Source organism: Gammaproteobacteria bacterium (genome assembly GCA_021648145.1).
Classification (GTDB): Bacteria; Pseudomonadota; Gammaproteobacteria; order JAADGQ01; family JAADGQ01; genus S141-38.
Genome location: JAKITI010000022.1, coordinates 1 through 22,541 on the forward strand (window position 1 = coordinate 1; position 22,541 = coordinate 22,541).

Sequence of the window (22,541 nt, forward strand, 5' to 3'; positions counted from 1 at the left end):
CTGTTAGCAATCATCATATTATATTGCAAGATCAAGTTTTGCTTTCGTTTTTTCCAGGAGATACTCAATTAATCGCTCTCGATCAGCTCATGAATAGAGAACGCAGACAGAACATTATCAAAACCCTGCTTCCTGCCCATCTTGAAGCTGGTCAGGGAAAGCTCGAAACTTTGGCGTATAAGCCAGAGCGTCGTTACGTCGGACGACTGGCGCTCAAAAGCGGAAAAAGTGTGCTGTTAAAACACTATCGTAAACGCAAATATCATAGTTCGGTATTAGCGGCTAATGTTCAGGCTCCAACCTCCGAAAAATTACGAATCCCACGTTTACTTGGAACCTCAGAAAGCTATCAAAGCCTGATGTTTGAGTGGTTGCCAGGAACCTTATTAGATACTGAAATAAAAACCAGCCCTGACGCTCGCTCTCTTCATGCAAGCGGTGTCGCATTGGCTAAGTTTCACACCATAACCACAAGGGGTCTAACACACCGAAACCTTAAAATGAGAGCCGAAAAATTAACAGACATGGCTAAAACCATTGCTCAATTTTACCCATCACTAGGCAAGTTGTCCCATGACACTGCCTTGCTGATCGTCGAAAACCTACAACATGAACCCTCTGCTATGCAGCGAATACATGGCGATTTCTATCCTAAGCAAGTCATTTTAATGAAAGAAGGACAGGTCGCTATTATCGATCATGATGAAAACCGTTGTGGTGATCCTATGGAAGATCTAGGCCTCTTCATTGCGCATTTACTTAGAGACAAATACACCAAACGAATAACTCATGATCAAACTGAACAACTGATTGAAGCTTTAATTGAAGGTTATGAGTCCATCACACAAAAAACCGTGACACCTAAACTTTATTGTTACGTCGCCGCAGGACTTTTTTCGCTAACGCATTCACCTTTTAGAAATCACAAATCCAACTGGCCAAAAGAGACTTTGATTATGCTTGAGTTAATAAACGATATTATGCATTCATCGAACTCTACGACAAAGCTCACAACATCATGAGCATGTTAAAAAAAGAGGTTGAAATACCGCCTAACGTTTCAAGCAACGAAACGCTTGATGGTTTTCGACAAGGGCAGATGATAGAGCAAGGCAGTCAGCCCCAATTAATGCAGACCAAGCAGCACGATGCTGCGACGTTTAATACAGACTTGAAAGGCATAAAGCAGGAGGGAATTAACTATGTTGTCAACTTTTGATGTTAACGTTATCCAACGAGAACAAGCGATTTCTGGAATGAAGACGGTGATGGACCCCGACGCCTTCCTTAGCGCATTACGCATGTCTCAGCCTGAGCTGAATATAACCAGTGTAAAACTCTCCTATCTACGCTACCGACCCACACAGTCTTGCCTGGCTGCCTATCAAGTGGTGATTCAGGATGCTGCCACGCCCATGTTGATCCACGCGACAGCCTTTAACAGCAAAGCCTGGAACAAGCTACCCACCCTAACCGACAAGTATCACTTTGCGCTGCAAAATCAAGTGCTCGTTTCTCTCTTTCCAGGAGATATCAAACTGCCCGTGCTTGCACAATTGATGAACCATGATAGTAGACAGAAAATTTTAAAAACGCTGCTGCCTAGCAAGGTTAAAGCCTGGTCGAGCGATTTTGAAACGCTGGCCTATAAACCGCAACGACGTTATGTAGGGCGGATTCATCTCGATGACACCACCAGCGTACTACTTAAACACTATGCCAAACGCAACTATGATAAGTCTGCATCCGCGACCATGATCGATTGTCCAACGACCAGTCAATTGCGTATTCCCCGCACATTAGGGCAATCACCACAACATCAATGCCTAGCCTTTGAATGGCTCCCCGGACGACTGTTGGAAGCTGAGATAACCACCAACCCGACAAACCATGATTTATACTCAAGTGGCGCGGCATTAGCCGAATTTCATGCATTAACAACAGACGGGCTACCACAAAGCTCACTCCCTATGCAGGCCGATAAATTATCCACTCGTGCCACAACCATTGCCCAACTTCATCCACCACTCGCTTCGCTTGCGCACAAATTAGCCACCAGTATCAACCAAAACCGCTTGCGAGAGGCACCTATTACTCAACGCATACATCGCGATTTTGCGCCCGGTCAAGTGATACTCATGGAAAAAGGGCAAGTCGCCATTATCGATAACGATCAAAATATTTGTGGCGATCCTTTGGAAGATTTAGGCCTGTTTATCGCGCACCTACTAAGGCGCCAATACAAAGGAAAATTAACGCCTCAACAAGCGGAGTCACTGATAGAGTCACTCATTGAGGGCTATCAATCTACAGCACAAAAAAAGGTGACTCACGCGCTTCGCTATTACATTGCAGCGGGATTGTTTTCGCTGGCCCATAGACCCTTCAGATCCCGTAAACCCAATTGGCCAGAAGGTATCCATAAAATATTGGAACAAATAAACGACATTCTACACTCCTCTCATCGACAGATTAGTTAACGGCATCATGATCACCCTGGATATGACCATGAAAACCCCACTGACCCAGCTTGTCAACGAGACGTTTGAAGGTGCTCACCAAGCACTTGATGCCGTAGCCGTACAAGCCGAATTATCAAGGTTGCCTTTTTTTCTGCACGATGACACTTTTCCGCAACTCATTGCCATTCGACTCAGGCGTCACAAACCTGGACGGCGCTGTCTTATTGAATATGATCTTCTGGTCAAGCACACTCATAACCCGCCACTTGCCATGACATTAATGGCCAAGATACGTATGAAAAGTCACGATCATAAAACTTGGGCTGTACTCAACTCGCTATGGAAGGGTGGCTTTAACGACAACAATACAGATGACAATATCAAAATACCCTACCCAGTTGGAGAAATTCCTCATTGGCATATGATGTTGCAACTGAAAGTGTCTGGCACTGAACTGGAGGCAATGCTTGCGGGTTCACGCGGAGAGCACCTAGCCAAACAGGTAGCCGAATCGGCATTCAAAATTCATAGTAGCGATATTCCGACCAAGCGTTGTCACACCATGGCAAACGAATTAGATATTTTGAACAATCGCCTCTTCAAAACAGCCGATGAAAACCCCCATTGGTCTATACGAATTAAACACATAATAAAGCATTGTAAAAAACTAGGAAATAACCTCCCAACGGTTCCTTTATGCGGTATTCACCGAGATTTTTACGCTGATCAAATCATAGTGAATGGCAAGTTATTATATCTGCTAGATTTTGATCTTTATTGCAAAGGAGACCCTGCGCTTGATATCGGAAATTTCATTGCTCATATTACTGAATTCAGCTTACGAACATTCAATGATGCCGATGCGCTTATCAATGTAAAACATGCACTTAGTAACCGATATTTACAATTGAATCCCGATATTAAACGTCAAAGTATTCAAACCTATGAGGTTTTAACGCTTGCCAGGCATATCTATATCAGTACACTGTTCTCTGATCGAAAACCCTTTACCCTGGCTTTACTTGAACTCACTGAGCAGCGCCTTGGAATATGAGCTTGTTCTGCGCCGTAAAAAATTTGGTTCGTTATGCAAACCCATTCATTTTCAGACGTTCTTGCGCACCTGTTTTCCTAGCGCTCGCTTTGTCAACGACTTGTCCAAATGCCATTGCTGAAAACACGCCATTGCCATCAAATTCGGAAGATACTAGCTACAGAGGGGCGGCCTCATTTACCCAACGCCCAGAGGAAGATGAACGACCTGAAGAACAATTGATATTGAAATTATTCAACCGACCTTTAACGATCGGTGGTGAAATTGAGGCTGAACTGAGATTTCGAGAAGATTGGTCTCTTGGGAGACGGGATGATAACGATTTACGCTTTAGTACGGGCCTACAAGTTGAGTTTCTCTATCAGATAACACCCGATACATCATTTTATGTTGAAACTGACTACAGTTATCAAGAAGATCTCTATTCAGAGGATGGCAAGACAGAATCCTCAAGCCAAGTTGAATCGGGGGAGTTCTGGCTCTATATGGGAGGGTTGAAAAATAAAAACCTAAGCTTGCAAATTGGTCGCCAGTACTTTGGTGACGAGCGTGAGTGGTGGTGGGATAAAAAATTAGATGCTGTTCGAATTCAATACGCTGACAGCTTATTCAATACACAGTTCGCGATTGGCACAAACCCAACCACCATTTCCACCGAAAAGAAGCCTTTAGATCCAGAAGATGAAAAAATTATATGGCTACTCACTAGTGCCGACTGGGAATGGAAGAAAAAAAATCATTTTGAAGTCTTTTTCTTATCTCGCTTTGATCGTTCTGATACCCCTGACGTTGGCGACATCGTCCCAGAAACGCAGGAAGATGAAGAAGACGCTACTGTGAACTGGCTTGGATTACGTAGCCATGGACGAGTCAAAACGGAAGATTCAGGAAGGTTTTATTATCGGTTTGACAGCGGTATAGCTTACGGTAAAGAGACACGGATTGATTTTGATGACCTCAATGACACACAACGACAAGTCGATAGTCGCTCCGAATACACTCTGAACGGTTGGGGTTTAGATATCGGAGCCACATGGGAGACCAAACTGCCTTATCAACCAAGACTCTCTATGGGTTATGCCAAAGGTTCAGGAGATAAAAATCCGAATGACGGCATGGACAGTGGCTATCGTCAAAGTGGCCTGCAAAGTAATGATGACAAACTTCGTGGCGTGAATAGCTTTCGATATTATGGTGAACTGTTACGTCCCGAACTCTCTAATTTAACCATTAAAACGTTTGCATTAGGGTTTCCGTTATTCAATGATAGCTCACTGGAATTAGTGTATCACCGCTATCAACAAGTCTATGCTGTCGATCAACTCCGAAACGCTCGAATTCGTACTAAGCCAGAAGGCGAGTACCGTGATATTGGTGAAGAATTCAACTTCATTTTAGGATTAGAGGAGTGGGAACAATTAGAACTGGAATTAATCGCCACCTATTTTCGTGCAGGCAAAGCCTATGGAGAATTTCAAGGTCAAACCGCATCAAACATGACGCTTAAAATTCAGTATGGCTTTTAAAAAAGATAATGATAAAATTATTTTTTATCGAATTTTTTAGTATCTAATTTATAACCAAACCCCCGCACTGTTTTGATTAACGGTGTGGGGGAATTTTCATCTACTTTTTTTCGAAGATTGCGAATGTAAACTTCGACCACATTGGTTAGAGGGTCTGAGTTGTATCCCCATACCTGGTCGAGTATTTGACTACGACTTAGTACTCGACCTGGGGAGTTCATGAAATATTCCAGCAGAGAAAATTCTTTTGGGGTCAATTCAATTAATTGACCTGCACGATGAACCTCCATAGTATCTCGGTTAAGAGTAAGGTCGTTTACAGTTAATTTTGTGACGTGTTCTTTGTAGTCCTGATTACGGCGTAACAGAGCCTGGATACGAGCAATGAGTTCATCTTTATTGCTATTGCCTTTGGAAAAAAGCTCGGCGGCTTGCTCGGTGAGTTGTTTTTTCCGTGCTTATCCGTTTAGCTCCCACACCTACTAGGCTTCCATTCTCCAGAGTAAATTTCGGCATAGGCAGGGGCTGCGGAGTTGCTAGCGATGCCAAGCAAAGAACGGAAAGTATTGAATGGGTAAAAACGCCTATTAAAACGGAAAGTAAATTCATTTAGGTAGGCTTGGAAATGTTGATAACTTACCCCGTGATGGGTTCCAAGCAACCAGGTTTTGAGATTCGAAAACACAAGATGAATGATCGGCAGGTATTCTTCAGCAATCTGGGGGTCGCCGTGTTCGGCGACGGCAAGGTGCTTGTATCCACGAGTTTCGAGGCGGTTATACCCGCTCCAGTCGTCAGTAATGATACGCGTGCCCAGCTTAACCGAGGTCTCAATGAAACCACAAAGCGATTTTTCACTCCGATCTGGTGCAACGGCGAGCCTGACACGCCCAGCGTAAGTTTGCTGTCTGCTTTACGATGCCGCACCTCTACCGTGCACGCGACAAGAACCTTGTTATGGATACCACGGCCTTTGCCGCGCGTTCCGGCCTTCGATCAAGGTTTCATCGGCTTCAACGTGTTCTTCTGGATTGCCACCAACCCTGTCTTGATCAGGGCGCACCATGGCAGCTCGAAGCTTGTGAAGAATTTGAAACGCTGTTTCATAGCGCAAAAGACCAAGTTGACGCTGAAACTGCACGGCAGACATTCCGAGTGTCTGGCTGGAAACCAAATAAGCTGCCCAGAACCACGTATTCAATGGAGAGTGCGAGCGCTCCATGATTGTTCCAGCAGTCAGGCTGGTGTCGCGACGGCAATTTCGGCAACGAAGAACTCTAGAGCGGTTAGCAAAACGGAACGGTTCGTCTATCTTGCTGCAATGAGAGCAAGCGAAGCCACTTGGCCAGCGGGACTTCTCAAGGTATTTAGCGCAGGCGGCATCATCTGGGAAAAATTGTTGAAACTCATGGAAGCGATTTTGGAAATGGCTGATCGTCTCGCTGAAGCACATCCACAACCATGATTCACGGCCTCGTTTTAAGATTTATTGAATACTACATCTAGTGGATGTGGGAGACAACCGGATAAGCACGGTTTCTTTGGAATAAATACAATATGATATTTACAATCCCAACGCATATGAGACAAACTAAAGTGGACCCCATAGGTTTACTTCCTTTTCTCTTTGGTAGGGGATCTGAAAGTACCCGTTACCGTAGGCTCGGTAAAACCTATGCGAGTCTCCCCAGCAGAGCTGGGGGTTTACCCAATTTAATTATTAGGCTTTGAAAATGACCAATCGTTAGAAGAATCCCATCGCCAATGGATAGAAGACGCATTGAGTAAAGATACGCCACAACGAGCTCCACATTGGACAACAAATCTTGCAGTGGGTAGCTTGACTATGTGCACTCGGTTAAAGAGTCCCTGGGAATAAGCGCCAAGAAACGGGAGATAATAAACGTGGGCCAAGGGTTCAGTATTAAAGAACCTAAAGCAGTTTACAACACTATTTTTGGTGCCAAAAAAGATGATTTAACCATTCAGAACACTTTCTTTTGGAATCAAAGCTTAGTTGATTTAGCTGGATATGGTGGTCCGACCCTTTGACCGTTTTCCACAGCGCGTGTCGTGCGCCCGATTGCCCGCGCCCAGAACGATTATGGGTCTACCTGTCACGGCGGATGTCAGCGTTCATCATCTGTATCTGTTAAATCGCTACAGATTATGGATAACCCCTATTTTTTAGTGGCATTTCTTCTTCACCAACACCTTGATCCCAGTGCAAAGCAGGTCGTCACGACTAATTCCATCGATAAGGGTTTCTAGCACATCAGGGTGTTTTTCCAGAATATCTTCAACGAAAGCTGCTTTTTTTTCTTTCCAACTGACTATTTCAAAATCGCTGGCCTCAAATATTGCCCGATAGTCGCGAGGGGTGAAATGGTTGAGGCTGTCATTCCACTTACTACGTTTTTCAGCCGTTTCAACTCCTTCGGTTTCTGTAACGAAACGTTTAAACTCATCGCTTGACAACCTGGCGTGCGCCCAGGGTATGTCAACTAACACTGGAGCATGGCAACCACGTAACCAGTAATAGGGGTCGATGACGTGATACATCAGACCACCGGGTGCGAGTACTCGATACATTTCTTCAAGTGCGGCCTCTAATGGAATCATGTGCTCAAGAAACGACTTCGACAGGATAAGGTCAAAGCTGTTCTTGTCAAAAACAAGATTAGTAGCATCTGCTTCGGTGAAGTAAATAGGCAGCTCGCAGAGATTTTCCCACAGGCTGGGCTTCTTGCCGACGGCGGCTAGTATTTCCGTTGCCAGTTTGCGATGGCGTTTACCTTTTTTATCGGCCAACTGTAATCGTAGGCAAATGTCGATTCCTATTACCCGTTTAACCGGTTCCAATGCCATAAGGATGGAGTCGATGCCATTGCCACAAGCGACTTCGAGTACACGTTTTCCTTCTAGTTCTACACCTAAGGAATTCAGTCCAGCTAAGCGATTTTTCCATCGCTGCAGTTTGATCTGCGCCCCGTTTATGTAATCTTCATCTGTCCAATTGTGTTTTGGGTTGGCGGAAGGACGGCTCAGTATATTCGACTTTATTTCAGGATGAAGCGCAAGGGCCACACCGTCATCTCGAATGAATTGCTTCATTGTCTTTTTTCTCCTGAATGGTTGCCTAATTTTCGGCCGTTTTCTAAAAACTATACTGGCCTCGCGCTTGTACGATTACCAATACCGTCCGGCGTTATATGCTCAGTGCGTACCAAGTTTTCCATAAATCGTGTTTATTTATTCAGATACCAGTTAATCCCTAATGTCAGATCTTTTAGCTCCTTGCCATTCGTTATCATCAAGCCAAATAGAGATAGACTTCTCTTACAGGGCTATTAGCTTCGAATGTGTCGCTACTTCGTGACGAAATTATTTGGCATCCCTGCCAAAAATTCACTCACTAACGCGACAGCTAATTCCTTTTGCCCCGACCGTCCTGCGTACGTTACGGCTCCGTACAACATCGTCCCTCGTTTCACTACGCCATAACTACCTCAAATGACTCTACGGCAACTAAAGCCGCTGCTGCATCTTCTTCGCAACTCGTTCCTCGTACTACGAATATGCAGACGGCGTTGCCTATCGGGGACTAATTGCCCTCGCTTCGCTCTCCATGGCAATTAGCGAATGATAAAATTATTTTTTATCGAATTTTTTAGTATCTAATTTATAACCAAACCCCCGCACTGTTTTGATTAACGGTGTGGGGAAATTTTCATCTACTTTTTTTCGAAGATTGCGAATGTAAACTTCGACCACATTGGTTAGAGGGTCTGAGTTGTATCCCCATACTTGGTCGAGTATTTGACTACGACTTAGTACTCGACCTGGGGAGTTCATGAAATATTCCAGCAGAGAAAATTCTTTTGGGGTCAATTCAATTAATTGACCTGCACGATGAACCTCCATAGTATCCCGGTTAAGAGTAAGGTCGTTTACAGTTAATTCTGTGACGTGTTCTTTGTAGTCCTGATTACGGCGTAACAGAGCCTGGATACGAGCAATGAGTTCATCGAAAGCAAATGGCTTGGTGAGGTAATCATCCGCCCCTAAGCGTAAACCTTCCACTTTATTTTCCAGTGAATCCATGGCGGTGAGCATTAGAATCGGGGTGCTAATATCTTGCTGACGTAGTTGACAGCAAATTTCCAGCCCACTCAGGTCAGGAAGCATTAAATCGAGTAATAGTAAGTCATACTTTGAGTTGCTTGCCAGTAGCAGTCCCTGTTTACCTGTAATGGCAGTTTCGATCAGGTAGCCCTCTGCCTCAAGCCCTCGTCTGAGAAATTGGAGGATTCTCTCATTGTCTTCGATTATCAGTATTGCCATGATCGTTCCTTAGGTCATCACTGGAAAAGTAATGGTCACATCAGTACCTTTACCTAATTCACTGACTAATTCAATTCGGCTCTGGTGGGCTTTAACAATTGATTTGGCTAGAGGTAAACCCAGCCCTGTACCGGAAATGACTTTCTTGCGAGCTTGGTCACTTCGGTAAAAACGTTCAAATACTGCGTTTAATTCAGATGAATCAATTCCGATGCCTTGATCGCTGACAACTAATATTGCATATCCTTTTTCTTCCCGTAAGGTTATGGTGATTTCACCTCCCGGATCAGAGTAACAACAGGCGTTATCAATCAAAATTAGTAATAGCTGGCGCAGCCGTAACCGCTCCCCATAGATATTAATTTTTTGCTGAGTAATATCAAAATTGAGCTGCAGTTGCTTCTTTTGAACTAATACCTGAGCATCTTTACACAAATCACTGACTAAATTATTGAGTACGATTGTGCGAAATTCAAAGTGCATGTTGCTATTTTCAGAGCGAGCCATAAATAATAAATCTTCCACCAGTTTTCCTAACTGGTTGGAGAGCTCAATAATTCGTTTCAGAGTATCTATATATTCATTAACTGTTTTATTCTTGCCTCTTGCAGAGATTTCCGCCTCACCTTTGATCGCAGTAAGCGGGGTGCGCAATTCATGACTGATATCTGCAAAAAAATTCTTTCGTCCTTCATCGACTTGTTTTAGCTTTTGATTGGCTTGTTGCAGCTCATTGGTGCGGACATCGACTTTGTTTTCCAGCTCAAACTGTTGCGTTAACAGGTGCTGTTTTTGTTGAGCTAGCTGATGCGTCATGTCATTGAAATTTTTTGCAAGATAGGTGAATTCATTGCGTCCAAGTAGTTGGATTCGATGAGATAAATCACCTTTAGTCACTTGGCGTACCCCATTTACTAACTGGTTCAAAGGAGTGCTGAGATTGCGCCACAACCAGAGTGTCATAGTTAATGCCAAGATAAATGCAACTATGGTGGTCACAGAAGCGATCAACTTAAGGTCGTTCAGGAGTTTTTGAGCATGCTGACGGGCTTTTTCTACCTCTTCAAGTTCATCGGCAATTGCTGCATCAATGATGGGTTTGAACTGCTGATCAATGGTATCTTCTAGAACTGTATTTAATACTTCCTTGGCGGCTTCTTCAGAGCCATGCTGTTTTAGCAACATGACTCGACCAAAAGCCCAGAAACCTTCAGCCAGAAGCTTTTCAATCGTGCTGATCTGTGCAAGCTCATAAATTTCTAGGGGTTTCTCGTCTTCATCTACATAGTTGATTTCGGCGCTTGAAGTAATCTGCAATTGTTTTATTGATTGATGAAGTGCTTGGTAGGAGCGCCTTGATTGTTCATCACTGTCATCTCCATCAAGCACCACGGTATCCACCAGCTCTTTAAAATGGCGATAGGCATCATGGGAAACCTGAACATAAGCCTGTGTAGTATCATGAGTTAGCTTGATACGTTGGAAGTAATACTCTGCTCGCTGGGTACCCCAATACAACGTGGCAGCCAGCAGCAATATAATGGCTAGCAGTGCAGATATGGTTATGGTTAACTTTGTTATGAACATATCGTCCCAATTTTAAGGGAGTTATATGGGCAAGCCATGATCAAAAGATTAAGATTAGATTAAAATATTTATATCAAAAAAATCTGTAGTGTATTACCTGAATCCGTATAATTAAGTGCATAATCTCTATTTGGGGATTAGGGCTTTATCTATGATGTTATTTTTTCAAGAGTAGCATGCTACACTTGCTTTCTTAATTTATCATAAATACTACTGCGCAAGCTTCATGACTGATCGTACCGCTCGTATTCGCGAGATACCTTATAACTATACCTCTTTTAGTGACCGTGAAATTGTTATTCGCTTTCTTGGTGAAGCACACTGGGATGTGCTTAATCAGTTGCGGGACTCTCGTAAAACGGGCCGTTCAGCACGTATGCTGTTTGAAGTGCTGGGTGATATGTGGGTGGTGTCTCGTAACCCGTTTATCCAGGATGATCTGTTAGAGAGCCCAAAGCGTTGGGAATCTTTGAGCCATGCGCTGCATCATCGGCTGGATCAAATTGTGGATTGGGCGGGTAAAAATTCATTGGCTCTAGGTCTGGTCGGTGCAACGCGTGATGCTGTGCTGTTATTTGAAAAACAACTTCAAGAGCAGAAAGTTTTACGTAAGCGCACATTAAAACGTCTAGCACATGTCACTCGTAAAGATAATATTGATTTCAGCGGTCAGGCGCGCGTGGCACATGTGACGGATGCCTCTGATTGGCGTGTTGAATATCCATTTGTTGTGCTTTGCCCCGATAGCGAAGCGGAAGTGATTGAGCTTGTGCGGGCGTGCATTGAATTAGGTTTGACTATTATTCCCAGAGGCGGCGGCACGGGTTATACCGGTGGGGCGGTACCTTTATATACAGACACTGCGGTCATTAATACCGAAAAACTGGAAGCTTTGGCTGAAGTCCAGATGAGCGAACTTCACGGCGTTGCCGTGCCTGTTGCGACGGTGCGTGCAGAGGCGGGTGTAGTGACACGGCGCGTGGCTGAGCGAGCTGAATCTGGTGGGTGGGTTTTTGCTGTTGATCCCACCTCCCAAGATGCTTCAACCATTGGCGGTAATGTTTCGATGAATGCCGGCGGTAAAAAAGCAGTGATGTGGGGGACGACGCTGGATAATTTGGTCTCGTGGCGGATGGTAACGCCTGATGCAGAGTGGCTGGATGTTGAACGTTTAAATCATAACCTAGGGAAAATTCATCTCGAAGAGTGGGTCGAATTTCGTTTGACTTACCGATCTTCTGATCGTAAAAAAATATTAAGAGAGCCATCAGTGATTCGCATTGCTGGCACTGAGCTGCGTAAAAGTGGCTTGGGCAAAGATGTTACCAATAAATTTCTGGGCGGTTTGCCCGGTGTGCAAAAAGAAGGCTGTGATGGCCTGATTACATCCGCTGTGTTTGTGCTGCATCGTATGCCTAAATTTATTCAAACAGTCTGTCTGGAATTTTTTGGCGATGATTTAGGCGCGGCAGTGCCAGCGATTGTAGAGATTAATGACTATCTGGATCAACATGATGCCGTTTCACTGATCGGCCTGGAGCATCTGGATGAACGCTATGTACAGGCGGTGAGTTATACCACTAAAAGTACACGCCCTGGACTGCCTAAAATGGTGCTGCTGGCAGATATTTCAGGTGATGATGAAAAGAGTGTGGCCGGAGCGGCTTCTTCAGTGGTGAGTCAAGTGGCAGCGCGAGGTGCGGAAGGTTTTATTGCCGTCAGCCCAGAAGCTCGTCGGCAGTTTTGGCTGGATCGTGGCCGTACTGCTGCAATTGCAGCGCATACCAATGCTTTTAAAATCAATGAAGATGTGGTGATACCACTGCCGAGATTAACGGAATATAACGAAGGTATTGAACGAATCAATATCGAATACTCCATTAAAAATAAGCTCAATACACTGAATGCGGTTATTCAGTATCTTGAAGGCGATATGCCTGAGTTGGCCACAGTTAAAGATTATGAAGCCAGTTCGGAGAATGATGAAATTGTCGATGCAAAAAAAGAGGCCGCACTTCAGCATTTATTGAAGGTACAGCAGCGTTGGCAGGAGTTTCTTGAAAACTTTGATGTGCCTGCGGTCGATTTTCCAGAGCTGTTAGATAAAAAATTGCACAGTGAACTGGGCGGCGAAGAGCGTCTGATTAGCTTGTTATTGAAGCGTACCGTTCGTATCTCTTATCGCAAAGAGGTTGAAAAACCATTGAAGGAATCTTTCAGTGGTTACGCTTTGGAAGCCGTGCACGATAAGCTGGATGCAATTCATAAACAGTGGCGCTCAGGTCGTTTGTTTGTCGCAACGCACATGCACGCGGGCGATGGTAATGTTCACACCAACATTCCAGTCAATTCCGATAATTACAAAATGATGCATGAGGCCGAGCAGATTGTTGATCGTGTGATGGCGTTGGCGATATCACTGGGCGGGGTGATTTCTGGTGAGCATGGCATTGGTTTGACCAAAATGAAGTACCTGGATGAAAGTATTGTGAGTGCTTTTGCTGATTATAAACAACAGGTCGATCCAAAAGGTTTTTTTAATCGTGGGAAATTGATGAAAGGCTCAGGGCTGGATGATGCCTATACGCCTTCACTGCGTCTGTTGCAGCAAGAAGCACTGATTATGGAAGCCAGTGAGCTGGGTGCGTTGAATGATGATATTCGTCACTGTCTGCGTTGTGGAAAATGTAAACCCGAATGCACTACACATGTGCCGCGAGCCAATCTGCTCTATTCACCGCGTAACAAAATTTTAGCGACAGGTTTGATTATCGAAGCGTTTCTCTATGAAGAGCAGACGCGACGTGGTGTTTCCAAGCGGCACTTTAAAGAGATGAATGACCTGGCGGATCATTGTACGGTTTGCCATCGCTGCCTTCCACCTTGCCCAGTCAATATTGATTTTGGTGATGTCACTATTCGCATGCGTAAAATTTTGAAAGCGCATGGTGAGCGTAAAACCAGCCTCAATGCGAAGTTGGGAATGGCCTATTTGAATGTGACCCAGCCCGCTACCGTTAAGTTTATGCATAAAACAGCCATTTTGGGTGGCTATGCTGCTCAGCGTCTGGGTTATAACGCCATTGGGCCGAAAGGAAAGCAGAGAACGGTATTGCCTGAATCGACAACGAAGCCGATGTCACTGAAACGCCAGGTGATTCATTTGATTAAAAAGCCACTGCCGGGACAGTTGCCGAAAAAAACAACGCGTGAAATGTTGGGTCTCGAAGACAGTAAAGTCGTCCCCATTTTACGTGATCCGAATAAAACAAATATGGACAGTGAGTCTGTATTCTATTTTCCAGGTTGTGGTTCTGAGCGCCTATTTGGTCAGGTTGCACTGGCTACGTTGGCGATGTTATTTGATGTAGGGGTACAGACAGTAATTCCACCAGGATATCTATGCTGTGGTTATCCGCAAACAGCTTCAGGTGATGAAAAAAAAGGTCAGCAGATCAGTACGGATAATCGTGTATTGTTTCATCGCATTGCCAATACACTGAATTATCTAGATATTAAAACGGTCATCGTTTCATGCGGTACGTGCATGGATCAACTACTCAAATATGAGTTTGAAAAAATATTTCCAGGCTGCCGTTTGTTGGATATTCATGAGTTTTTGATGGAAAAAGGTGTGAAGTTTGAGGGTGAAACGGGAATGCAATATCTCTATCACGAGCCATGCCATACGCCCATGAAAACTTATAACTCACTTGAAGTGACCAGCACTCTAATGGGGCAGCCTGTGGCATTGACCGATCGCTGCTGCGGTGAAGCGGGTACCTTTGCAATCGCACGGCCTGATATTTCGACGCAAGTTCGTTTTCGAAAACAGGAAGAGTTACAAAAAGGGATTAAAGAGCTCACCGGAAAAAGTCATGCGGAAAAAGGTAAAGTGAAAGTGTTGACTTCATGCCCAGCTTGTCAACAAGGCTTGTCTCGATACGGTGATGAAACGGGTATAACGACTGACTATATTGTAGTGGAGCTTGCTAAGCATCTGCTGGGTGAAACATGGCAAAAGGATTTTGTTAATAAAACGCAGCAAGACGGCATTGAACGTGTGTTGTTGTAAAAGGTGATGTAAATGAGCGATCTGGTTCGGTTTGGTGTGTCGATTAGTGGCGATTTGTTAGAGTATTTTGATGATCTTATTAAAAGAAGAGGCTACAGCAACCGCTCTGAAGCCATTCGTGATCTGATTCGGGAACGAATGGTTCAAGAGGAGTGGGGAACGGAGCAAGAGACGGTCGGCACGATTACGATCGTATATGATCACCACTCACGGGATCTTTCTTCAAATTTAACGCATATTCAACACTCTTTTGTGGGTGAAATTATTTCTGTTTTACATGTTCACCTAGATCATAATAATTGCCTGGAAGTTTTGGTGGTTAAAGGTCAGGGAAAGCAATTACAAGAACTTTCTGACCAGTTGGCCACTGTTCGTGGTGTGAAATACGGTCGTTTAACGATGGCAACGACAGGGGAAATGATGCCTTCATCCAATGGCGATCATTCACATCAGGGACACAAACATGATCACAAATGATGGTAAGTGGTTTACCGAAGAGTTCAAAGATGATGGGGCTGCATTTTCAATAAAAATTCGGGATAAAGTGCATGATGAAAAAACGCCTTATCAACATATAGAGATATACGATACAGAAAGTTTTGGTTATTTAATGGTCATTGATGGCTTTGTTATGCTGACAACGCGTGACAATTTTATCTATCACGAAATGCTTGCTCATCCTGCGTTGTTTACTCATTTATCTCCAAAAAAAGTGCTTGTGATTGGCGGGGGTGATTGCGGTACATTACGCGAAGTTTTAAAACACCCGGGCATTGAAGAAGCGTGGCAGGTGGAAATTGATGAGCAGGTCACGCGCCTTTCACAGCAATATTTTCCTGAGCTGTGTGAGTCTAACAGTGATCTGCGTGCTCATTTTTACTTCGGTGATGGCATTGGGTGGATGAAAGATGCAGATGCAGCGAGTTTCGATATTGTTATCGTCGATAGCACAGATCCCATCGGTCCTGCGAAAGGGCTGTTTTCCGAGGCTTTTTATCGTGATTGTTTTCGTGTTCTGAGGGATGATGGCATCGTTGTTCAGCAGAGTGAGTCTCCTCTGTTTCACCAGAAAATTATTACCGGTATGCATCAAGCAATGAAGGGCGCAGGTTTTTCTAAAATGCATACACTGAGCTTTCCACAATGCGTTTACCCTTCCGGCTGGTGGAGTGCGACATTGGCGAGTAAAACATCAATTCTAACGGAGTTCAGGCGAGAAAACGCACAAAACAAACTTTTTGCAACACGCTATTATAATGCTGCGGTTCATCAAGCATCATTGGCGCATCCTGAGTTTTTTGCTGAATTTATTTAATCTGAGCCTTATATTGGGAAATATTCAACGTACTATCGTAGAGCATCAAAGTACAGCCATCATACTGTTCGACTTAACGCTTAAAATTGTGTTTATGAATTCGGCGGCTGAGGCGATGCTGGGGGTGAGTATCAGGCAAGCCAAAGGGTGTCGGCTTGAGCCGTTACTGTCTGGTGCGACAGGTTTGATTAATGTATTACAACATGCGTTCGACAGCGGTCAACGTTTTACTGAGCGAGAAGTTCTTTTCTGTGGATTTGATTTGCAAAGTATTACGGTCGACTGCACCGTTACTCCCGCGAGTAAAGTGGATGGCCATCAAACATTGTTAATGGAATTGCAGCAAATTGATCACCATTTAAGAGTCGCAAAAGAGGCAAACTTACTGTCGCAGCAGCAAGCCAGTCAAGATGTGGTGAGGGGTTTGGCGCATGAAATTAAAAATCCACTGGGTGGATTACGTGGTGCGGCTCAACTGCTTGAAAGAGAACTTGATGATATTTCACTGAAAGAGTACACACAAATTATTATTGGTGAAGCAGATCGGCTGAGTCACTTAATGAACCGTATGCTCGGCCCCAATACTTTGCCTTCAAGAAAGCCACTCAATATTCACGAGCTTTTAGAGCATGTGAATCGTTTGATTGAAACTGATCCGGAGTTTTCTCAAGGTATCACTGTTGAACGTGATTATGATCCAAGTATTCCTGATTTAACCTGTGATCAAGGTCAGTTGATTCAGGCGCTATTGAATGTGGTGCGAAATGCAGCACAAGCCTTGGAAGGAAATGGGCATATTATTATTAAAACTCGTGCCTGTCGCCAATTTCATATTGGTCATAAGCGGCATAAACTGGTACTGAAAATTGATATTGTTGATAATGGGCCTGGCATTGTGCAAGAGATGCTGGAAAAAGTGTTCTTTCCCATGGTTACCGGCCGAGCCGATGGAACTGGGCTTGGGCTTTCTATCGCACAATCATTAGTGAATCAGCACGGAGGCTTGATTGAGTGTACAAGTGTGCCAGGTAAGACCGCTTTTACGCTGTTATTACCTTTGGAGTATGTGAATGGTGGCTAAAATAGTACGCCAGGTTTGGATCGTTGATGACGATGACTCTATTCGCTGGGTTTTGGAGCGTGCATTGGGTGGTGCTGGTTTTTCTGTCCGCTGCTTTGAAAATGCTGAGAGCGTGCTTGATCAGTTGATGTTATCGCAACCCGATGCCATTTTTTCTGATATCCGAATGCCTGGCATGGATGGTTTGACGTTATTGAGTAAGCTCAGTGAGCAATACCCTGACTTGCCCGTGATTATTATGACGGCTCACTCGGATCTGGACAGTGCCGTATCGACGTATCAAAAAGGGGCTTTTGAGTATCTGCCCAAACCGTTTGATATTGATGATGCGATAGAACTGGCTGAGCGAGCCGTGAATCAGCGGCGAAAAAAAACCAGCACAAAAAAAGAGTTACCAGACTCTGTAACGCCTGAAATCATTGGCGAAGCTCCAGCGATGCAGGAGGTTTTTCGGGTCATCGGTCGTTTGGCGCGTTCTCATGTGACGGTTCTGATTACAGGCGATTCAGGAACAGGTAAAGAGCTGGTGGCTCGTGCATTGCACCGCCATAGTCCACGGTCAAGCAAGCCTTTGATTGCATTAAATACAGCCGCCATCCCGCGTGATTTATTAGAGTCAGAGCTGTTTGGTCATGAACGAGGGGCGTTTACCGGCGCACAAAACCAACGTCAAGGGCGTTTTGAACAGGCCGATGGTGGTACGCTATTTCTTGATGAAATTGGTGATATGCCCGCTGAGTTACAAACACGCCTGTTACGTGTATTGGCTGATGGCGAGTTTTATCGCGTGGGAGGGCATACGCCTGTTAAGGTGGATGTGCGTATTATTGCTGCAACGCATCAAAATCTGGAACAACGTGTAAATGATGGGCGTTTTCGTGAAGATCTTTTTCATCGCTTGAATGTGATTCGTATTCAAATTCCACACTTGTGTCAACGTCAGGAAGATATCCCTCAGTTGGCTCGTTTTTTCCTTAAAAAGAATGCAACCGAGCTTAGTGTTGAAACAAAAATATTAGACAATAGCGTAGAAAAATTTTTGAATGATTTTGACTGGCCAGGTAATGTTCGTCAGCTTGAAAATACGTGCCGCTGGCTGACCGTAATGACACCAGGTGAAGTGATTCATATAGATGATCTGCCTGTTGAGTTACGTGAGACTCAACAAGCCGTTTGTGGCAAACAGTCATCTTGGGAAGGTGAGTTGCGTGCTTGGGTCGAGCATGGCTTGAAATCGGGGCAAACAGGTTTAATCAATGAGGCAGTACCCGCACTTGAACGTATTATGTTAGAAGTAACACTGCAATATACTCGGGGTCGTCGACAAGAAGCAGCAAAGTTGCTAGGTTGGGGGCGCAACACCTTAACTCGAAAAATCAAAGAGCTAGGCTTGGAGGAGTGATCAGCTTTTTTGCGAGCAGCATTGTTATCAAGTAGAATGCAGTGGCTGTTTTTCTGGAGGGATTCATGTTTACTCAATGTCAATGCTGTGGCTTTCGATTTGAAGTCGATATTGTTCAGTTGAGGGCGACATACGGTCTGGTGAACTGTGGTCAATGCGGTAAAGAGTTTAATGCTGCTGATGGATTGTATGACGAAGCCATATCAACTTCTAAAATGAATACAGAAGATTTTCAAGTAAATGATAGCATTCACTCGCGGATTGATCATGTTCTAAATGATGAGCTTATTCTTTTATCTGAAGAGAGTGAGCCTGAGTGGGGTAATATTCCAGTGCCAAATGAAGAAAAAAGGTATGTTGACGAAGTAAGTCATATGAAAACCGTTCTTAACGAAGAAAATAATAGCTCACCACAACATGCTGTTGTGCTTAAAAGTGTAGTACATCAATTTGTACCCTCAAGTTCCTCTATTGAAAACTATCAAACAAAAAATGAAGAGAATGTTAAAGAGGTCGAATTATTGCTGGATAATTTGATTGAAGAAGGGGGCGTTGAGCAGGTTTCAAAATTGAAAAAACAAGAGGTTTTCACTGGAAATTATCAAACAAAAAATGAAGAAAATATTAAAGAAGTTGAATTATTACTGGATAATTTGATTGAAGAGGAGGGTGAGCAGGTTTCAGAGTTGGAAATAAAAGAAATTTTCACTGAAAATTATCAAACAAAAAATGAAGAGAGTGTTAAAGAAGTTGAATTATTGCTGGATAGTTTGATTGAAGAAAAGGGTGTTGATCAAGTTTCAGAGTTGGAAGTGCTGGAATCTCTTCTTGAAGCGCAGAATGAAAATGTAAAAAAATTTTCCTCGTTAGATACTTCGGAGTCCTTTCTGGACAAACAGAGTGAGAATGGGAGCGAAGATGTAGAAAAACTTTCAGCTCGCTCTGATTCAAACACTGTGACATGGAGTGTCGCTATTTTAACTATGATTGCTCTTCTGGCTTTTCAGTACACTTACTCTGCACGTAATCAGTTAGCAGAACACAATGGCTTGAGAGCGCCGCTGGAAACAATGTGCTCAGTATTAGGGTGTCGAATTCCTTTTAAAAAATCGGTGAATGAGATTCAGCTGATATATAAAAGTGTACAAGAGCATGCCAATATTAAAGATGCTTTGGTCGTCAGTGCAACCTATGTTAATAAGGCCTCTTTTGTTCAGTCTTATCCAATACTGGAACTTGTGTTTTTTAATATGGAGCAACACATTGTTATGAAACGTCAATTTTATCCCTATGAATATTTGCTGGATAAAAATAATATTGAGGAGGGTATATCGCCTGATGTCTCTATTCAGGCACTTCTGGAAATTGTAGATCCAGGTCGGGATGTAGTTAACTTTGAGTTTAATTTTCTGTAACCTGAATTTATGCACCTCAATGTTCAATTTGCAGATAATTATATCTGGCTAGTTCGATACTCAGAGTCTGATCCGAACAATGTAGTGATTGTTGACCCTGGTGAAGCTGACCCCGTTATTGAAAAATTACAATCACTTTCACTGAAACCTGTGGCAATCTTCATTACGCATGGTCATCATGATCATGTCGGTGGTATCTTAAAGCTTCGTTCACTGTACGATATTCCTGTTTATGGCTCTTCGATTGAGAATATTTTTGAACTGAGTCACTCTGTTGTGGATGGCGATGTTATAAACTTACCCCGCAGTGAATATAGTTTTAAAGTGCTTGATGTTCCTGGGCATACGGCTGGACATGTTGCTTATTATGGTCATGGGGAGCTTTTTTGTGGGGATACTTTATTCGGTGCAGGGTGTGGTCGAGTATTTAATAGTACTTCAGAAAAACTCTATTATTCATTACAAAAAATAGCAGCACTGCCCGGTTCAACCTCTATTTATTGTGCTCATGAATATACGCGGCAAAATTTGCATTTTGCCGCAAAAATTGAACCACATAATGCCGCTATTCAAACGAGGTTACAGAATGCACGGCGGGCTGAGGTTGAAGGCCAGCCAACGATACCTTCGACTTTGCTTTTGGAAAAAGCAACGAACCCTTTTTTGCGTTGCCACATTCCTGAGGTCATTGTGGCCGCAGAAAACTTTGCAGGTAAGCACTTAAATACAGCCAGGGAGGTTTTTGTCGTCCTTCGATTTTGGAAAGACACGCAATAGTATAACTTCAAAAATAATAATATTAAGCAGTATGGAGTAGTCGCATTATGTTGCGTTTAAAATTTTTAATAAGTGGTGTGTTGATTGGTGCTGTTACGGGGTGTAGTCAACACTCCCTAACTTCGATTAAAACATCGAATTTGTTGCATGAATCCACCCAAGAAGTAGCCTCTTCAACAAAAACTTCACCTTGGAGGGGTGAAATATCTGAAATTGAGCAGTGTGACATTGATCTTGCAGTTGTAGAAGAGGTGAATGTTTCCATTGAGTCACCTGTTACTCTACCACTGTCAAGCCTTTGGCAGCGCATGCGTTCAGGATTTGTTTTATCGGATTACGAACACCCTGAAGTTCAGAAAACTATTCAATGGTTTACTGAGCGTCCATTACATATGACGCGCCTGGTAAAGCAGGGCGAGCCTTATCTTTATTATATTGTTGACGAGATCGAAAAACGTAATATGCCACTTGAAATTGCTTTGCTTCCTGCGATTGAAAGTGCTTATCAGCCCTTAGCCAAATCTCACCTTTCAGCGGCTGGATTATGGCAGTTTATGCCTGCAACGGCACGCCACTACGGTCTGAAAATTAACTGGTGGTATGATGAGCGGCGTGATGTTCAGGCCTCAACGCAAGCAGCACTCAACTATCTCGAAAAGCTGCACGGAATTTTTAATGGTGATTGGTTGCTGGCTTTGGCGGCCTACAATGCGGGGCAGGGAAATGTGCGCAGGGCACTGAAAAAAAATATTCGCATGGGGAAAAAAACCGATTTTTGGGCGCTTGATTTACCCACCGAAACAAAAAGATATATACCCAAACTATTAGCACTAAGCCAGATTGTTTTGAACCCCGAACAATACAATATCAAACTGAAAGAGATCAATAACACCCCATTTTTTTCTGATGTTAAAATACGAGGCCAAATTGATCTTACCTTGGTAGCTAGGCTGTCCGAAATACCGCTTGAACAAGTCCGCCGTTTAAATCCGGCATTTGAACGGTGGGCGACAAGCCCTGGCAGTGTGCATAATTTACTTTTACCCGTTGATAAAATTGAAAAATTTAAAGAAAAGCTTGCAGCCATACCAAAAGAACAGCATGTCAGTTGGGTGCAATATAAAATTCGTTCGGGTGAAACTTTGGGGCATATCGCTCAGAAATATCAGATAAGTGCTTCATTATTACGTCAAGTGAATCATCTTAAAGGTAGTAAAATTCGCGCAGGAAAAATGTTAATGGTACCAATGGTCGCTCAGGCTGAGCGTGTTGATCAAAAAGGTAAAAAGGCATTGAGTGAAAAGCACAAGACTAAGCACAAAGTCGTTCATATTGTGAGCCTAGGTGATACGTTATGGGACTTGGCGAAAGCTTATAATGTGAGCATTAATAAAATTGTAGGCTGGAATAAACTCTCGGAGCAAAGCATATTACGTCTTGGGCAACAGGTGATTGTTTGGCTTAAGCCTAGCTGAGTTTATGAACAAATACGAAATAGTTTTA

At 43.6% G+C, this 22,541-nt stretch carries 18 protein-coding genes and 1 pseudogene; 14 read left to right on the top strand and 5 right to left on the bottom strand.

Features of this window, described 5'->3' with window-relative positions; all coding sequences use genetic code 11:
- From L3J70_11715 to L3J70_11735, 5 genes are all read left to right on the top strand, one after another.
- Nucleotides 1-1,022, top strand: a 1,022-nt coding sequence (locus L3J70_11715; GenBank protein MCF6237018.1) for a phosphotransferase, incomplete at its 5' end; no start/stop codon positions are given.
- Nucleotides 1,019-1,219 carry a hypothetical protein gene (locus tag L3J70_11720; protein ID MCF6237019.1) on the top strand — a complete coding sequence of 67 codons (201 nt, stop codon included), beginning with the start codon at nt 1,019-1,021 and terminating at the stop codon, nt 1,217-1,219. The genes L3J70_11715 and L3J70_11720, both read left to right, overlap by 4 nt.
- Nucleotides 1,203-2,480, top strand: a complete 1,278-nt coding sequence (locus L3J70_11725) for an aminoglycoside phosphotransferase family protein (protein ID MCF6237020.1) — start codon at nt 1,203-1,205, stop codon at nt 2,478-2,480. Before L3J70_11720 ends, L3J70_11725 begins: the two co-directional genes overlap by 17 nt.
- A 28-nt stretch (nt 2,481-2,508) precedes the next feature.
- Complete coding sequence (locus L3J70_11730; protein ID MCF6237021.1) at nt 2,509-3,516, top strand: phosphotransferase; 1,008 nt, start codon at nt 2,509-2,511, stop codon at nt 3,514-3,516.
- A complete protein-coding gene (locus L3J70_11735; GenBank protein MCF6237022.1) occupies nt 3,513-5,042 on the top strand; it encodes an alginate export family protein in 1,530 nt (509 codons plus the stop codon). The genes L3J70_11730 and L3J70_11735 overlap by 4 nt, the downstream gene beginning before the upstream one ends.
- A 17-nt stretch (nt 5,043-5,059) precedes the next feature.
- Here L3J70_11735 and L3J70_11740 read toward each other — a convergent pair whose 3' ends face one another.
- Nucleotides 5,060-5,332 carry a winged helix-turn-helix domain-containing protein gene (locus L3J70_11740; GenBank protein MCF6237023.1) on the bottom strand — a complete coding sequence of 91 codons (273 nt, stop codon included), beginning with the start codon at nt 5,330-5,332 and terminating at the stop codon, nt 5,060-5,062.
- A gap of 176 nt (nt 5,333-5,508) precedes the next feature.
- Nucleotides 5,509-6,505 (bottom strand): annotated as a pseudogene (locus L3J70_11745) (IS1595 family transposase).
- 442 nt (nt 6,506-6,947) lie between these two features.
- On the opposite strand from L3J70_11745, the gene L3J70_11750 reads away from it, so the two are divergent.
- Nucleotides 6,948-7,094 (top strand): hypothetical protein, encoded by a 147-nt coding sequence (locus L3J70_11750; GenBank protein ID MCF6237024.1) that lies wholly within the window; start codon nt 6,948-6,950, stop codon nt 7,092-7,094.
- A gap of 135 nt (nt 7,095-7,229) precedes the next feature.
- On the opposite strand, the gene L3J70_11755 is transcribed toward L3J70_11750, so the two are convergent.
- The 3 genes from L3J70_11755 to L3J70_11765 all read right to left on the bottom strand — a co-directional run bounded on the left by L3J70_11755 (nt 7,230) and on the right by L3J70_11765 (nt 10,973).
- Nucleotides 7,230-8,156, bottom strand: coding sequence for a methyltransferase domain-containing protein (locus tag L3J70_11755; GenBank protein ID MCF6237025.1), 927 nt, complete (start codon nt 8,154-8,156; stop codon nt 7,230-7,232).
- 537 nt (nt 8,157-8,693) lie between these two features.
- Nucleotides 8,694-9,386 carry a response regulator transcription factor gene (locus L3J70_11760; protein MCF6237026.1) on the bottom strand — a complete coding sequence of 231 codons (693 nt, stop codon included), beginning with the start codon at nt 9,384-9,386 and terminating at the stop codon, nt 8,694-8,696.
- A 9-nt stretch (nt 9,387-9,395) separates the two neighbouring features.
- Nucleotides 9,396-10,973: a HAMP domain-containing histidine kinase gene (locus L3J70_11765; GenBank protein ID MCF6237027.1), complete on the bottom strand. Its 1,578-nt coding sequence runs from the start codon at nt 10,971-10,973 to the stop codon at nt 9,396-9,398.
- 226 nt (nt 10,974-11,199) lie between these two features.
- Between L3J70_11765 and L3J70_11770 the strand changes: the two genes are divergently transcribed.
- The 8 genes from L3J70_11770 to L3J70_11805 all read left to right on the top strand — a co-directional run bounded on the left by L3J70_11770 (nt 11,200) and on the right by L3J70_11805 (nt 22,513).
- Nucleotides 11,200-15,048 (top strand): DUF3683 domain-containing protein, encoded by a 3,849-nt coding sequence (locus L3J70_11770; GenBank protein MCF6237028.1) that lies wholly within the window; start codon nt 11,200-11,202, stop codon nt 15,046-15,048.
- Nucleotides 15,049-15,060: 12 nt separating this feature from the next.
- Nucleotides 15,061-15,525 carry a nickel-responsive transcriptional regulator NikR gene (gene nikR, locus L3J70_11775; GenBank protein ID MCF6237029.1) on the top strand — a complete coding sequence of 155 codons (465 nt, stop codon included), beginning with the start codon at nt 15,061-15,063 and terminating at the stop codon, nt 15,523-15,525.
- A complete protein-coding gene (gene speE, locus L3J70_11780; GenBank protein ID MCF6237030.1) occupies nt 15,512-16,363 on the top strand; it encodes a polyamine aminopropyltransferase in 852 nt (283 codons plus the stop codon). The genes nikR and speE overlap by 14 nt, the downstream gene beginning before the upstream one ends.
- 13 nt (nt 16,364-16,376) lie before the next feature.
- On the top strand, nt 16,377-17,444 hold the full coding sequence (gene glnL / locus L3J70_11785; protein ID MCF6237031.1) for a nitrogen regulation protein NR(II): 1,068 nt from the start codon (nt 16,377-16,379) through the stop codon (nt 17,442-17,444).
- Nucleotides 17,434-18,846, top strand: coding sequence for a nitrogen regulation protein NR(I) (ntrC, locus tag L3J70_11790; protein ID MCF6237032.1), 1,413 nt, complete (start codon nt 17,434-17,436; stop codon nt 18,844-18,846). Before glnL ends, ntrC begins: the two co-directional genes overlap by 11 nt.
- Before the next feature lie 65 nt (nt 18,847-18,911).
- The gene (locus L3J70_11795; protein MCF6237033.1) at nt 18,912-20,261 is read left to right on the top strand and encodes a DUF3426 domain-containing protein; all 1,350 of its coding nucleotides are present in this window, start codon (nt 18,912-18,914) and stop codon (nt 20,259-20,261) included.
- 9 nt (nt 20,262-20,270) lie between these two features.
- On the top strand, nt 20,271-21,038 hold the full coding sequence (gene gloB / locus L3J70_11800; protein MCF6237034.1) for a hydroxyacylglutathione hydrolase: 768 nt from the start codon (nt 20,271-20,273) through the stop codon (nt 21,036-21,038).
- A gap of 47 nt (nt 21,039-21,085) precedes the next feature.
- The gene (locus L3J70_11805) at nt 21,086-22,513 is read left to right on the top strand and encodes a transglycosylase SLT domain-containing protein (GenBank protein ID MCF6237035.1); all 1,428 of its coding nucleotides are present in this window, start codon (nt 21,086-21,088) and stop codon (nt 22,511-22,513) included.
- Nucleotides 22,514-22,541 lie beyond the last annotated feature (28 nt).